The following is a 14,195-nucleotide window of genomic DNA, read 5'->3' on the forward strand; positions in this document are numbered from 1 at the left end:
CCGGACATATGGATGCAGCGATCCGATCACCTCAAAAGCTCTTGTGCCACGGGGGCCGTCCACATATGGGTCCCGGCTTTCGCCGGGACGACAGAGGGCCAAGGAGAGCGGCTAATGAATGCGGGCGCTGCGATAGGGCCAGTGCGTGGCTTCGGCCAGTGGCGGCGCGCGCTCGGGCTGTTCGGCGCCGGTGTCCTGCAGCGCCTCGACGAAATTGGCGAACCATTGCTGGATGGTGCCCGTGCAGATCTTCTCCATCATCGCTTCCCAGCGCAGCCGCCGCTCGGCGAGCGGCATCGAAAGCGCGGTGGCAATGGTGCGCGCCATGCCGTCGACGTCGTGCGGGTTGACGATGAGGGCAGCCTCAAGCTCGTTGGCGGCACCGGCGAATTTCGACAGCACCAGCACGCCGGGATCGGCCGCGTTCTGGGCGGCGACATACTCCTTGGCGACAAGGTTCATGCCGTCCTGCAGCGGCGTCACCACGCCGACCTGCGCGGTGCGGTAGAGACCGGCGAGCACCGCCTGGCTGAATCCCTTGTTGAGGTAGCGGATCGGCGTCCAGTCGACCTCGCCATGGATGCCGTTGACGTCGGAGACGAGTTTTGCGACCTCGCTCTGCAGATTGCCGTAGGCCTCGATGCCGCCACGCGATGGCGTTGCGATCTGCAGCAGCGAGATCGTGCGCTTCAGCGAGGGATGCATCGTCCACATCCGGTCGAAAGCCTTGACGCGGTTGATCAGGCCCTTCGAATAGTCGAGCCGGTCGACGCCGATCGCGAGCCGCTCGCCGTTCAGGCTGCGGCGCAATCGCGAGACGTCGGGATGGGTCATCGCCTTGGTGGCCTGCTGCGCGAATTTGTCCGGATCGATGCCGATCGGGAAGACCGCGGCGCGGCTGCGTCCGTAACGCGACGTCACGCTGCCGTCCCGCACGACGAGCCCGAGATCGGCTTCGACGTAGCCGAGGAAATTCTCGCAATCCTCCTCGGTCTGGAAGCCGATGAGATCGTAGGCAAGCATCGCCTCGATCAGCTCGCGATGATGCGGGACGCCTTCGATCACCGCGCGCGTCGGCCACGGCGTGTGCAGGAAAAAGCCGATCGGCTTGTCGATGCCGAGATCGCGCAGCTCCGCGCCGAGCGCGAGGAAATGGTAGTCCTGAATCCAGAACACCGAATCGTCCTTGCGGAAGCGCAGCAGCGCACGCGCCATGAACGCGTTCACCTCGCGGTAACTGGCATAGTCCTCCTCCGAGGCGCGGATCAGGTCGGCGCGCGAGTGCAGCGCCGGCCACAGCGCGGAGTTGGCAAAGCCTTCGTAATAGCCGCCGTAATGCGCGGCCGGCAGATCGAGCATCGCCAGCGCGCCGGCACCGAGCGCTTCCACCTCCGCGAAGGGTTCCTTCTGGTTCCCATCGCGGACACGGCCGCTGGAGCCGACCCAGATCGCGCCGGACTTCTCGACAACAGGCAAAAGAGCGGCGGCGAGGCCGCCCGTCATGGGTTCATTGGGTTTTCCACGCGCTACGCGGTTCGACACGACAACGAGGTTCAAGTGGTCCCCTCCCGTTGGGCATTCGCGTATTAACAACCATTCATCAATATGGTTCCTGGCCACGCTTTCTCCGAATTGAAACCAAATTCAGGCAGGCCCGCATGGAACCGGGGCGTCAACTCACAAAAAGAAAATTTTTTGCGAGCAGGCGACCGCCCACAGCAGGAACTGCGGTTATTCCGCGCCAATTTGCGGTTGAGGTTTCGGCTAAGGCGCGGCGATTTCGCGCTCGTCATCGAGCAGATGCGCAAGGAATTCGCGCACGTCGCTCGGCGCGTCGAAATGACCGGCCACTCCCTTGGCGCGTCGGCCGACCGAGAAAGCGAGCCCTTCGAGCTCGGGCATGATCGCAAAAACCGTCTCGTCGGTGACGTCATCGCCGATGAAGAACGGCTTGCGGCCCTTGAACGGCGGATGCTTCATCAGTTCGCGCACGCCGGTGGCCTTGGTGAAGCCGGCGAGCTTGATCTCGCAAACCTGCTTGCCGGGCAGCACCTCGATCGGCGCCTCAGGCAGATCGGCGCGGATCAGCGATACCGCCTCATAGATCGCCCTTTCCGCATGCGGCGCAAGGCGATAGTGCAGCGCGAGCGAATAGCCCTTGTCCTCGAGCAGAATGCCCGGGCTCAATCTGGCGATGGCGGCCAGACGCCGCTTCAGCTCCTTGTCAAGCTGCAGCGCGTGGCCCGCATCGCCATCGCCCTGCGGATCGAGCCGCATCTCCGCGCCATGGCCGCCGACCGCAGGGAAGACATCGGGGGCGAAAATCAGGTCAAGATCATTCACCGAACGGCCGCTGACCAGCGCCAGCGCACCATTGGTGCGCTCGAGCAGGCGATTGAGCGTTTTCGCCAGCCCCGGCGGCACCCAGACCTCGCGCGGCGTCGGCGCGAAGTCGAGCAAGGTGCCGTCGACGTCGAGCAGGACCGCGGTCTCGCTCAGATGCCCGACCAGCGCGCTCGGCACCGGTACGGTTTCCGGCGAGGCTTCGTCTTCCGGCGAAAAGTCTTCGTCCAGCGGCATGTCAGCCAGTTCCTCAGTCATCTCATTCTACTCCACAACAGCCAGCGGCCGTGCGACAGTTTCGAGCGATTTTCGCTCGGCGGCGACGGCGTAGCGCCACGCGACCAAGGCCGCGACGATCATGAGCGCCGACCCCAGGAGGTAGCCGGCGAAAACGGAATTGCGCGATCCGGTATCGATCAGCGCGCCAAACAATGCAGGTCCGATCACGCCGCCAATGCCCGTGCCGATCGCGTAGAACAGCGCGATGGCGAGCGCCCGCACCTCAAGCGGAAACGTCTCGCTCACGGTGAGATAAGCGGCGCTCGCGGCGGGCGAGGCAAAGAAGAAGATCACCATCCAGGCGATGGTCTGTCCTTGCGCGCTCAGCGCGCCGATCGAGAACAGATAGCCCGAGAGCGCCAGCAGCACGCCCGACACGCCATAGGTCAGTGTGATCATGACGCGGCGTCCCAGCGTATCGAACAGGCGGCCGAGCACGAGCGGCCCCAGGAAATTGCCGGCGGCAAAGGGCAGGATGTACCAGCCGACATGGCTGGCGGGAATGCCGAAGAAGTCGGTCAGCACCAGCGCGAAGGTGAAGAAGATCGCGTTGTAGAAGAACGCCTGCGCGCTCATCAAGACGAGCCCGACCACCGCGCGCTGGCGATAGGTAACCAGCAGCGTATGCGCCACTTCGCGCAGCGGCGTATGGTCGCGCATCCGCAGCTTGATCTTCGGCAACGCCTGCGATTGCGCCTCGACATGACCGATCACCGAGCGCTCGATGTCGTCGACGATTTGGTGCGCTTCCTCGGGGCGGCCGTGGATCATCAGCCAGCGCGGGCTTTCCGGAATCCACATCCGCATCACGAACACGACGAGGCCAAGACAGGCGCCGGTGAGATACGCAAGCCGCCAGCCGAGATCGGGATTGATCACGGCGGGATCGAGCAGGACGATGGCGCTGACGGCGCCGATCGCAGCACCGATCCAGAAGCTGCCGTTGATGACGAGATCGGTCCAGCCGCGATAGCGCGCCGGCACCAGTTCCTGGATGGTCGAGTTGATCGCGGTATATTCGCCGCCGATGCCGGCACCGGTCAGGAAGCGAAACAGCGCGTAGCTTGCGACATTCCACGACAGCGCGGTCGCGGCGGTGGCGCTGAGATAAACCGCAAGCGTGATGAAGAACAGTTTCTTGCGGCCGATGCGATCGGTGAGCCAGCCAAACCCGATCGCGCCCAGCACGGCGCCGGCGAGATAGGCGCTGTTGGCGAAGCCGACATCGAAGTTGGAGAATTTAAGCGTCGGACTGTCCTTCAGCGCGCCCGCCAGCGCACCGGCGAGCGTGACTTCAAGCCCGTCGAGGATCCAGGTGATGCCAAGCGCGGTCACCACGCGGGTGTGAAAACCGCTCCAGGTGAGACTATCGAGACGCGCGGGGATCGACGTCTCGATGATGCGGTCATGATCCGGCGACGGCGGCGCGTCAGCGTCACGCGTTGCGGAAGCAGTTGCAGGACTGGGCTGGATCGGCTGCAAATCCATCACGGAACCAACAAGAAATCACCCCGGAACGCAGCTTACCCCAAGGTGCTCATCCCCAAAATTTGCGGCAAACGGATGCCCGCCACGCACGACAACGTCCGCGACGCCGCCTGGTTCCCGCATCGCGGCATAGGAACCCGGACGGATTTGCCGATGTTGCTAGCTGAAAACAGGAGCTTGCAATGGCACCACGTCGCAAAACCAGCGCACGAAAGACCACGGCACAAAAGGGCACCAGAAGAAAAGCAACCACCACGCGGCGAAAGACCGGCACGCGCAAGACGTCATCGCGGCGCTGGTCGCAGCGGGTGACCGAGCGGAGCGACGCGCTCGATCTCGACCGCGGCGTGTTCAAGCAGACCAGCGCGAAGAAGATCGCGGCATCGCTGAAGCGCTCCGCCGAGCGAAGCAAGCGCCGCAAGGCCGGCGCCTACCGCTCGGCGCTGTCGATGCTGATCTTCTACATCAACCGCGCCGGCAAGACGCTGCCGCAGGCGCAACGTGCCCGGCTCGAACGCGCGAAGCTGGAGCTGAAGCACCAGTTCGGAAGGGAGTGACGGCGCGGCATCACGCAGCCCGGATGTTCGCCATGAAGCGGTCGAGTTCGTCGCGCAGGCGCGTGCTTTCGGACGACAGCGAGCGTGCCGAGTTCAGCACCTCCTCGGACGCCGAGCCGGTCTCGGTGGCGCCGCGGTTGACGAGGGTGACGCTGGTGGCGGCCTCCTGCGTGCCCTGGGCGACATTCTGCACGCTGCGGGCGATCTCCTGCGTCGCCGTGCTCTGCTGCTCGACTGCGCCGGCGATGTTGGCGGCGATCTCGGAGATCTGGCCGATGGTGCCGCCGATCTCCTTGATGGCGGCAACGGATTCCTGCGTCGCCGACTGCATGCCCGAGATGTGAGTGGAAATCTCCTCGGTCGCCCGCGCGGTCTGGCTGGCGAGCGATTTCACCTCGGAGGCGACCACCGCGAAGCCGCGGCCGGCATCGCCGGCGCGTGCCGCTTCGATCGTCGCGTTCAGCGCCAGCAGGTTGGTCTGCTCGGCGATCGCGGTGATCAGCTTGACCACGTCACCGATCTGTTGCGCGGCGAGCGAGAGCTTGCCGATGCGGGCGTCGGTCTGTTCGGCCTGCTGCACCGCAGCATCGGCGATCCGGCTGGACTCCTTCACGCGGCGTCCGATCTCGTCGACGGAAGCCGATAGCTCTTCGGTCGCGGAAGCCACCGACTGCATGTTGCTCGACGCCTCCTCGGAGGCACCCGCTACCTGGCTTGAAAGGTTCTGCGTGGTCTCAGCGGTCCGCGTCAGCGTGCCCGCCGCGGTCTCGAGCTGCACCGCCGAGGCCGAGACGTTGGCGACGATCGAGCCGACCGCCGTCTCGAACTCGTCGGCGAAGTGGATCAGTTCGGCACGGCGCGCCGCGGCGCTCGCCTTGTTCTGCACCTCCTGGCTCGCGGCATCGCGCTCGGCCTTGGCGATCGCCTGGAGCTTGAATTCCTCCACCGCGCCGGCCATCTCGCCGAGTTCGTCCTTGCGGCCGAGCCCCGGCAGCACGACGTCGAAATTGCCGGCCGCAAGCTCGCGCATCGCGGCGCACATCGCCCGGATCGGGCGCGAAATGCCGGTTCCGAGCAGGAAGGCGAGCACAGCGCCGAGCACGAAGCCACCGGCGGCGAGCACCAGAATGAACCGCTCGGTCGCGCCGATCGCGGCGTCCGACTCGGTTTCCATGCGCTTCTGGTCGGCGAGCAGGTCCGATTTCATCACGCCGGAGCCCTGGTTGATGGCGGCTGCGGATTCCGTCATCTCGAGGGTCAGCTCGTCGATCGATTTCGAGTTCTCGATCAGTTTCGAGAGCGCCTCCCGATACTCTTCGAGCATCTTCGTCAGCTCTTTCAGCGCAGCGACGACCTTCTCGTCGGTCGAGGAAATCGCCTTCAGCGAGTTCTCGACGAATTTCAGTCGCGCCAGCCCGCTCGTGCCGGTGATCTTGTCGGAATTGACCACGAAGGTACTGGCGAGCGCGGCCGCCGCCTGGAACTGCGAGGCGACCTGCTTGGCACCCATCTCGACGGCGGACAGTCCGGCTTCGGCCGCGTTGGAGGCGAGATCGTCGAGTTTGTAGCGCAGCGAGTTGCCGCCGCGGGCGAGCTGGTTCTGCGCGACCAGCCCGCTCTCTTCCTTGACCTTGAGGATCTCGGCAAAGATCTTGGTGAAGGCGCGGAACTCACGCTCGAGCTTGGTCACCTGCTCGACCCGCGCGGGGTCGGTGGTGCCCTTCATCGCCTGGAGGATGGCCTCTTTGAGGCTGGCCTCCGCCGCGAGCGCTGCCTTGCCGTCCTCTTCCTTGCCGGTCGCCACATAGTAGCGCGCCAGCGAACGGTAGGAGATCAGCTCACGGTCGATATTGCGCGCCAGATCGGCCTCCCGGACGCTCGCGCGGTAGGCGGCGACGCCGGCCGAGACACGCTCAAAGCCAAGATAGGCAAAGCCCATGCTGGCCGCCGTAATAGCCAGCACCGCGGCAAAGCCCAGGATGATTTTCGCACGAAATCGAAGGGTCGGCATTCGCGACCCCACACGCCCCAGTAGTCCCACCCCAACCCCCGTCTTCATTCTGAAAACAAGTGGCGTCCGGAAATCGTTGCCCGGACCCGACGCGCAAAGCTAAGGCAGAATGGATAAGAGCTAGTAAATTCGGCAGACATTTCGGAGAAGTTGTGGAGTCCCCCTCCGGGAAGCGCAGCTCGTCGCTGTCACCGATGTCATGGCCGTGACAAAGGTGGCCAAAATCGTAGTTGCCAAGTTCCTCGCCGCTGTTTCTAATTGGAATAATTAAAAGCATCCGGAGGAACGACGCGTGTCTACAGTCAAGCTGACGGTGAACGGCAAAGCGGTATCCGTCGACGTCGAGGACCGAACCCTCCTCGTCCATCTCCTGCGCGAAAACCTGAACCTGACCGGAACCCACGTCGGCTGCGATACCAGCCAATGCGGCGCCTGCGTCGTCCATATCGACGGGCGGGCAGTGAAGTCCTGCACCGTGCTGGCGGGCCAGGCGGCGGGTTCGAACGTCACCACCATCGAAGGCATCTCCAAGGGCGACGAATTGCACCCAATGCAGGCGGCGTTCCGGGACAATCACGGCCTGCAGTGCGGCTACTGCACGCCGGGCATGATCATGTCGGCGATCGACATCGTCCAACGCTATGGCGGCGAGCTCGACGAGGCAACCGTTCGTCACGAGCTGGAAGGCAATATCTGCCGCTGCACCGGCTACCACAACATCGTCAAGGCGGTGCTGGACGCCGCCGGGCGCATGAAGGTCGCGCAGGCGGCGGAATAGCCGCCGCCGGCCACATCTCGTCAAAAGCCGCCGGGCTTCGATGGAAGCGGCGGGACATCACATCTCCGGTCGGGAGGAATTCACAATGGGCATCGAAGGCATTGGCGCAAGCGTCGTCCGCAAGGAAGACCGCCGTTTCATCACCGGCAAAGGCCGCTACGTCGACGACATCAAACTGGTGGGCATGACCTATGCCCAGTTCATCCGCAGCCCGCACGCCCACGCCAACGTCAAGAGCATCGATTCGAGCGAGGCCCTGAAAAAGCCCGGCGTGATCGCGGTGCTCACGGGCCAAGAGCTCGTCGACGACAAGATCGGCAACCTGATCTGCGGCTGGGCCATCACGTCGAAGGACGGCTCGCCAATGAAGATGGGCGCATGGCCGGCGATGGCGCCGGAGACCGTGCGCTTCGTCGGCCAGGCGGTCGCGGTGGTGATCGCCGAGACCAAGAACCAGGCCCGCGACGCCGCGGAAGCCGTGGTGGTCGATTATGAAGAGCTGCCGGCGGCGGCTGATATCAAGGCCGCGATCAGGCCGGGCGCGCCGCAGCTTCACCCGGAAGCCCCGGGCAATGTGGTCTATGACTGGCATCTCGGCGACGAGGCCGCGGTGAAGGATGCCTTCAGCAAGGCGGCGAATGTGGTGACGCTGGACCTCACCAACAACCGCCTGGTACCGAACGCGATGGAGCCGCGCTCGGCGGTCGCCGACTATGACGCGGCCGAAGAGCATTTCACGCTCTATACGACCTCGCAGAACCCGCATGTCGCCCGTCTCGTGCTGTCAGCCTTCTACAATATCGCGCCCGAGCACAAGCTGCGCGTGATCGCGCCCGACGTCGGCGGCGGCTTCGGCTCCAAGATCTACATCTACCCCGAGGAGATGGTGGCGCTGTGGGCCTCCAAGAAGGTCGGCCGCCCGGTGAAGTGGACCGGGGACCGCACGGAGGCTTTCCTCACCGACGCGCATGGCCGCGACCATGTCTCGAAGGCTGAATTGGCGTTCGACAAGGACAACAAGATCCTCGGCCTCCGGGTGAAGACCCACGCCAATTTCGGCGCCTACATGTCGCTGTTCTCCTCGGCGGTGCCGACCTATCTCTATGCGACGCTGTTGTCGGGGCAATACGTCATCCCCGCGATCTATGCGGAGGTGATAGGCGTCTATACCAACACCACGCCGGTCGACGCCTATCGCGGCGCGGGCCGTCCCGAGGCGAGCTATCTGATCGAGCGGATGATGGAGACCGCGGCGCGGCAGTTGAAGGTCGATCCGACGGAGCTGAGGAAGAAGAATTTCATCACCCAGTTTCCGTACCAGACGCCGGTGATCATGGCCTACGATACCGGCGACTTCCATGCCTCGATCGACGCCGCAATGAAGGCGATCGACTATGCCGGCTTCCCGGCGCGCAAGGCGAAGGCCAAAGCGGACGGCAAGCTGCGCGGCATCGGCGTATCCTGCTACATCGAAGCCTGCGGGATTGCGCCGTCAAAGGCGGTCGGCAGCCTGGGCGCCGGCGTCGGCCTGTGGGAATCGGCAGAGGTGCGCGTCAATCCGGTCGGCACGATCGAGATCCTCACCGGCTCGCACAGCCACGGCCAAGGCCACGAGACCACGTTCTGCCAGATCATCGCGGAGCGCCTGGGGGTTCCGATCAGCCAGGTCTCGATCGTCCATGGCGATACCGACAAGGTGCAGTTCGGCATGGGCACTTACGGCTCGCGCTCGATCGCCGTCGGTGGCGCGGCCATCGTGAAGGCGATGGAAAAGGTCGAGGCCAAGGCCAAGAAGATCGCCGCGCACGCGCTGGAGGCGTCCGAGAACGACATCGTGATCGAGAACGGCGAGTTCAAGGTCACCGGCACCGACAAGTCGATCGCGCTGCCGATGGTCGCGCTCGCCGCCTATACCGCGCACAATTTGCCTGATGGCATGGAGCCGGGATTGAAGGAGACGGCATTCTACGATCCCACCAACTTCACCTTCCCGGCCGGCGCGTATATCTGCGAGCTTGAGGTCGATCCCACGACCGGCAAGACCTCATTCGTCAACTTCGTGGCGGCGGATGATTTCGGCCGGCTCATCAACCCGATGATTGTCGCGGGACAGGTCCATGGCGGCCTCGCCCAGGGCATCGGCCAGGCGCTGCTCGAAGGCGCGGTTTACGACAGCAACGGCCAGCCGGTCACGGCATCGTTTATGGACTACACCATGCCGCGCGCCGATGACCTGCCGTCGTTCCAGATCTCGCACACCACGACGCTGTGCCCGGGCAATCCGCTCGGCGTCAAGGGTTGCGGCGAGGCCGGTGCGATCGGTGCATCGGCCGCGGTGATCAACGCGATCACGGATGCGATTGGCAACAACAAGTTAGAGATGCCGGCGACGCCTGATCGCGTCTGGCACACCATTCACGGTTGATACTTTCGTCATTCCGGGGCGACGCGAAGCGTCGAACCCGGAATCTGAAGCACGGACAAATCCCTCGAGATTCCGGGTCTGCGCCTGGCGGCGCATCCCGGAATGACTCGAGGGCCAAAGCAGGACCCAGGGAGCACCCCAATGTACGAGACCATTTATCATCGCGCTTCATCGGTCGACGAAGCCGCGGCCCTGTTCGCCAAAGGTGGGGAGCCGAAATATCTCGCCGGCGGCCATACGCTGATCCCCGTGATGAAGCAGCGGCTCGCGTCGCCGTCTGACGTCATCGATCTCGGCAAGATCAAGGAATTGATCGGCGTGGACGCGACGGCCGACGCGCTGACGATCAAGGCGGCGACGCCGCATTGTGACGTGGCGCAGAGCAGCGCGGCGCAAAAGGCGATCCCCGCGGTCGCCTATCTCGCCTCACTGATCGGCGACCCCGCCGTGCGCCATCGCGGCACGATCGGCGGCTCGCTCGCCAACAACGATCCCGCCGCCGATTACCCGGCCGCGGTGCTGGCGCTCGGCGCCACCATCAAGACCAACAAGCGCACGATCGCAGCCGATGATTTCTTCCAGGGCCTGTTCAGTACCGCCCTCGAAGACGGCGAGATCATCACAGCCGTGTCGTTCCCGATTTCGGCCAAGGCGGGCTACGCCAAATTCCCCCACCCCGCCTCGCGCTTTGCGCTGACCGGCGTGTTCGTCGCCAAGACCAAGGACGGTGACGTCCGCGTCGCCGCGACCGGCGCGTCGCAAAGCGGCGTCATGCGCGTCGGCCCGATCGAAGCGGCGCTGAAGGCGAACTGGTCGGCAGCCGCGCTCGACGGTGTGCAAATTCCGTCTGCCGGATTGCTCAGCGACATCCATGGCTCCGCCGACTACCGCGCCAACCTCATCAAGGTGATGGCGCAGCGCGCGGTGACGGCGGCAGGCTGATCCGGAGCATCCTACCATCCATCTATGCAAACGGCGCGCAGCGATGCGCGCCGTTCCACTTTCGATAAGGTCTTCGGAAAAAGCGCTTGCAAGGCCGGGCATATCGCCCGACAATTTAGCTAATCGCCTAATTAAAACACGGATGGAAACGTGCTCGACAAACCCGCCCCTCAGTCCGCTGTCCGCGCCTCCGGCCCGCTCGCCGGCACCCGCATCGTCGAATTCGCAGGCATCGGCCCCGGCCCATTCGCCTGCATGATGCTGGCAGATATGGGCGCCGAGGTCATCACCCTCGATCGCGTCGGCGCTGGCAAGAATCTCAAGGGCGTTTCGACGCGCGGGCGCAAGGTCGTCGAGCTCGACCTCAAGGACAAGGCCGCGGTCGCGCAGGTGCTCGATCTCCTCGCCAATGCCGATGCGCTGATCGAGGGCTTTCGTCCCGGCGTGATGGAACGGCTTGGCCTCGGGCCTGACGTCGTGCTCGCGCGCAATCCGAAGCTGGTCTACGGCCGCATGACCGGCTGGGGCCAGGAGGGCCCGCTCGCGAACGCCGCCGGCCACGACATCAACTACATCTCGATCACCGGCGCGCTGGCCGCGATCGGCACCAAAGAGAAGCCGGTGCCGCCGCTCAACCTGGTCGGCGATTTCGGCGGCGGCGCGCTCTACCTCGTGGTCGGCGTGCTCGCAGCCCTCCTGGAAGCATCAAAATCCGGCAAGGGCCAGGTGGTCGATACCGCGATGTGCGATGGCGCGGCGTCGCTGATGTCGATGTTCTTTGACCTGGCCGCAAGCGGCCGCTGGGTGGAAGGACGCGACCAGAATATGCTCGACGGCGGCGCGCATTTCTACGGCGTCTACGAATGCGCCTGCGGCCATTTCGTCTCGATCGGTTCGATCGAGCCGCAATTCTACGCCCTATTGCGCAAGCACGCCGGCCTCACCGACGCCGAGTTCGACACCCAGATGGACCGCAAGGCGTGGCCTGCGCTGAAAGAAAAGATCAACGAGATATTCAAGAGCAAGACGCGCGAGGAGTGGTGCAAGATCATGGAAGGCACCGACATCTGCTTCGCGCCGATCCTGACCATGGCGGAAGCCCCGAAACATCCGCATATGGCCGCGCGAAAGGTGTTCGTCGAACGCCATGGCGTCACACAGCCGGCGCCCGCGCCGCGCTTCTCGCGGACCCCGTCGGCGATCAGGGAGCCGGTGACGGCAGAGCTTGGCGATGTGCTGAGCGCGTGGAAGTCACGCGAATAGCTCCACACTCGTCATTGCGAGGAGCGCAAGCGACGAAGCAATCCATGCCTCCGCAAGCGGAAAGATGGATTGCTTCGCTTCGCTCGCAATGACGGGTTCCGTTACGCCGCGTGGTCCACCTTCAGCACGCCGCGACGAATCTGGTCTTCTTCGATCGATTCGAACAGGGCCTTGAAGTTGCCCTCGCCGAATCCGTCGTCGCCCTTGCGCTGGATGAATTCGAAGAAGATCGGCCCGATCGCATTCGCCGAGAAGATCTGCAGCAGCAGCTTGGTCTGGCCGCCATCGACCACGCCCTCGCCGTCGATCAGAATGCCGTTCTTCTGCAGCCGCGCAACGTCTTCACCATGCCCGGGCAGGCGCTGGTCGATCTTCTCGAAATAGGTGTCGGGCGGTGACGGCATGAACGGCAGGCCGGCCGCGCGCAGCGCTTCGATGGTGCGATGGATATCGCGCGCGCCGCAGGCGATGTGCTGGATGCCCTCGCCGCGATAGAGGTTGAGATATTCCTCGATCTGCCCGGAATCACCGGCATCCTCGTTGATCGGAATCCGGATCTTGCCATCAGGGCTGGTCAGGGCGCGCGAGAACAGGCCCGAGGCGCGGCCCTCGATGTCGAAGAAACGGATCTGACGGAAGTTGAACAGCTTGGCGTAGAAGCCGGTCCAGACATCCATGCGGCCGCGATGGACGTTATGGGTGAGGTGATCGATGTAATAAAGCCCCGAGCCCTCCGGCCGCGGGTCTTTCTCGCCGAGCCATTCGAACTCGAGATCATAGGCCGAGCCGTTTGCGCCGTAGCGATCGACCAGATAGAGCAGGCTGCCGCCGATGCCCTTGATCGCGGGAACATCGAGCGTCTTCTGCGCGGCATTATCGGCCGGCTCCGCGCCGAGCGACAGCGCGCGCTCATAGGCGCGCCTGGCATCGACCACGCGGAACGCCATCGACGGCGCGCACGGCCCATGCGCGGCGACGAAGTCATGGCCATGCGCGCCCGGCTCCTCATTGACGAGATAGTTGATGTCGCCCTGGCGATAGAGCGTGATCTGCTTCGTCTTGTGGCGGGCCACCGGCACATAGCCCATCAGCTTGAACAGGCGGTGCAGCTCTTCCTGATGCGGGTGGGCATATTCGACGAACTCGAAACCATCCGTGCCCATCGGATTGTCGGCCGTGATTTCGGCCGGCGGTGCATCGTGAGGAAACGGACCCATTGCGATTCTCCCTACTTGATTGACAGGAATCTCCACCGACCGGGCCGCAAGGTGCATGCATAATGACGCGCGATAGGCTAGTATCATGCACAATACGTGCACCTCAACGGCAAATGACGCATGATTCAGTTGGACACGTTCGATCTCAAGATCCTGGCCGCCTTGCAGGACGATGGCCGGCTGACCAATCAACAGCTCGCCGATCTCATTGGTCTGTCGGCCTCGCAATGCTCGCGGCGGCGGATGCGGCTGGAGGAGGAGAAGGTGATCTCGGGCTATCACGCCGACCTCGCCGGCGAGGCGCTCGGCTTCGAGCTGATCGCCTTCATCCAGATCACGCTGGCGACGCACTCGCCCGACAACGCGAAGAAATTCCGGGAGCTGGTCAACCGTGTGGATGCGATCCAGGAAGCCTATTCGCTGACCGGAGACGCCGACTATCTCTTGAAGGCGGTGCTGCGCGACCTCAAGAGCCTGTCCGACATCGTCAACAATGTGCTGATGCCGCACCAGAGCGTCGCCCATGTGCGCTCTTCGATCGTGCTGGACAGGCTGAAGGAGAGCGCGAAATTGCCGTTGAAGGCGCTGCAGCGAGCATGATCCGGAAAAGTGGGAATCGGTTTTCCCTCGCGACAAACGCGGAGCGTTTGCGCGGAGATCATGCTCAAACAGAGTGTGGCGCAAATCGAGGGAATTCCGTCATTCGAATTGCGGGCCTAGAGCATTTTCGGTTCTGATTGAATCAGAACCGAAGCTCTAGTTTCTTGTTTTGACGCGTTTTCTTCACGCGAACCGGTATCCACTTCGCTCGAAAACGCTCTAGCATTACAGTTGTCTTTTTGTTTTGAAGTGCGCGCGCTGGGCGGCGGCCTGGTGAGCTCTACGCCAAAGT

The 14,195-nt window shown here is 63.9% G+C and carries 11 protein-coding genes; 6 read left to right on the forward strand and 5 right to left on the reverse strand.

Annotation, left to right across the window (positions count from 1 at the left end; all coding sequences use genetic code 11):
* Positions 1-111: 111 nt before the first annotated feature.
* From AAFX91_RS29825 to AAFX91_RS29835, 3 genes are all read right to left on the reverse strand, one after another.
* Positions 112-1,557: a trehalose-6-phosphate synthase gene (locus tag AAFX91_RS29825; protein WP_165421416.1), complete on the reverse strand. Its 1,446-nt coding sequence runs from the start codon at positions 1,555-1,557 to the stop codon at positions 112-114.
* A 207-nt stretch (positions 1,558-1,764) separates the two neighbouring features.
* Entirely contained in the window at positions 1,765-2,601 is an 837-nt protein-coding gene (gene otsB / locus AAFX91_RS29830; RefSeq protein WP_130582490.1) for a trehalose-phosphatase, read from the reverse strand.
* Positions 2,602-2,607: 6 nt separating this feature from the next.
* Positions 2,608-4,110, reverse strand: a complete 1,503-nt coding sequence (locus tag AAFX91_RS29835; RefSeq protein WP_130582489.1) for an MFS transporter — start codon at positions 4,108-4,110, stop codon at positions 2,608-2,610.
* A 182-nt stretch (positions 4,111-4,292) separates the two neighbouring features.
* Here AAFX91_RS29835 and AAFX91_RS29840 point away from each other — a divergent pair, with 182 nt between their 5' ends.
* Entirely contained in the window at positions 4,293-4,667 is a 375-nt protein-coding gene (locus tag AAFX91_RS29840) for a DUF3175 domain-containing protein (RefSeq protein WP_130582488.1), read from the forward strand.
* Positions 4,668-4,677: 10 nt separating this feature from the next.
* Here the strand turns inward: AAFX91_RS29840 and AAFX91_RS29845 are convergent, their stop codons facing one another.
* Positions 4,678-6,726, reverse strand: coding sequence for a methyl-accepting chemotaxis protein (locus AAFX91_RS29845; protein WP_394569010.1), 2,049 nt, complete (start codon positions 6,724-6,726; stop codon positions 4,678-4,680).
* Between the two features lie 244 nt (positions 6,727-6,970).
* Between AAFX91_RS29845 and AAFX91_RS29850 the strand changes: the two genes are divergently transcribed.
* The 4 genes from AAFX91_RS29850 (at position 6,971) to AAFX91_RS29865 (ending at position 12,086) form a co-directional block, all read left to right on the forward strand.
* A complete protein-coding gene (locus AAFX91_RS29850; RefSeq protein ID WP_130582486.1) occupies positions 6,971-7,456 on the forward strand; it encodes a (2Fe-2S)-binding protein in 486 nt (161 codons plus the stop codon).
* An 85-nt stretch (positions 7,457-7,541) separates the two neighbouring features.
* A complete protein-coding gene (locus AAFX91_RS29855) occupies positions 7,542-9,881 on the forward strand; it encodes a xanthine dehydrogenase family protein molybdopterin-binding subunit (RefSeq protein WP_394569011.1) in 2,340 nt (779 codons plus the stop codon).
* Positions 9,882-10,022: 141 nt separating this feature from the next.
* Complete coding sequence (locus AAFX91_RS29860; RefSeq protein ID WP_394569012.1) at positions 10,023-10,823, forward strand: FAD binding domain-containing protein; 801 nt, start codon at positions 10,023-10,025, stop codon at positions 10,821-10,823.
* Positions 10,824-10,973: 150 nt separating this feature from the next.
* Complete coding sequence (locus AAFX91_RS29865; RefSeq protein ID WP_394569013.1) at positions 10,974-12,086, forward strand: CaiB/BaiF CoA transferase family protein; 1,113 nt, start codon at positions 10,974-10,976, stop codon at positions 12,084-12,086.
* A 101-nt stretch (positions 12,087-12,187) separates the two neighbouring features.
* Here AAFX91_RS29865 and hppD read toward each other — a convergent pair whose 3' ends face one another.
* The gene (gene hppD / locus AAFX91_RS29870; protein ID WP_394569014.1) at positions 12,188-13,303 is read right to left on the reverse strand and encodes a 4-hydroxyphenylpyruvate dioxygenase; all 1,116 of its coding nucleotides are present in this window, start codon (positions 13,301-13,303) and stop codon (positions 12,188-12,190) included.
* Between the two features lie 120 nt (positions 13,304-13,423).
* On the opposite strand from hppD, the gene AAFX91_RS29875 reads away from it, so the two are divergent.
* Entirely contained in the window at positions 13,424-13,903 is a 480-nt protein-coding gene (locus AAFX91_RS29875; protein WP_394569015.1) for an Lrp/AsnC family transcriptional regulator, read from the forward strand.
* The last annotated feature ends 292 nt before the right edge of the window (positions 13,904-14,195 follow it).

The sequence above is a fragment of the Bradyrhizobium sp. 31Argb genome (genome assembly GCF_043638955.1).
In the GTDB taxonomy this organism is placed as follows: Bacteria; Pseudomonadota; Alphaproteobacteria; order Rhizobiales; family Xanthobacteraceae; genus Bradyrhizobium.

What these genes read in the sequence shown, in the direction of transcription:
- AAFX91_RS29860 (WP_394569012.1), top strand. Translation starts at nt 10,023, where the DNA reads ATGTACGAGACCATTTATCATCGCGCTTCATCGGTCGACGAAGCCGCG.
- AAFX91_RS29875 (WP_394569015.1), top strand. Translation starts at nt 13,424, where the DNA reads ATGATTCAGTTGGACACGTTCGATCTCAAGATCCTGGCCGCCTTGCAG.
- AAFX91_RS29855 (WP_394569011.1), top strand. Translation starts at nt 7,542, where the DNA reads ATGGGCATCGAAGGCATTGGCGCAAGCGTCGTCCGCAAGGAAGACCGC.
- otsB (WP_130582490.1), bottom strand. Translation starts at nt 2,601, where the DNA reads ATGACTGAGGAACTGGCTGACATGCCGCTGGACGAAGACTTTTCGCCG.
- AAFX91_RS29835 (WP_130582489.1), bottom strand. Translation starts at nt 4,110, where the DNA reads ATGGATTTGCAGCCGATCCAGCCCAGTCCTGCAACTGCTTCCGCAACG.
- AAFX91_RS29845 (WP_394569010.1), bottom strand. Translation starts at nt 6,726, where the DNA reads ATGAAGACGGGGGTTGGGGTGGGACTACTGGGGCGTGTGGGGTCGCGA.
- AAFX91_RS29840 (WP_130582488.1), top strand. Translation starts at nt 4,293, where the DNA reads ATGGCACCACGTCGCAAAACCAGCGCACGAAAGACCACGGCACAAAAG.
- hppD (WP_394569014.1), bottom strand. Translation starts at nt 13,303, where the DNA reads ATGGGTCCGTTTCCTCACGATGCACCGCCGGCCGAAATCACGGCCGAC.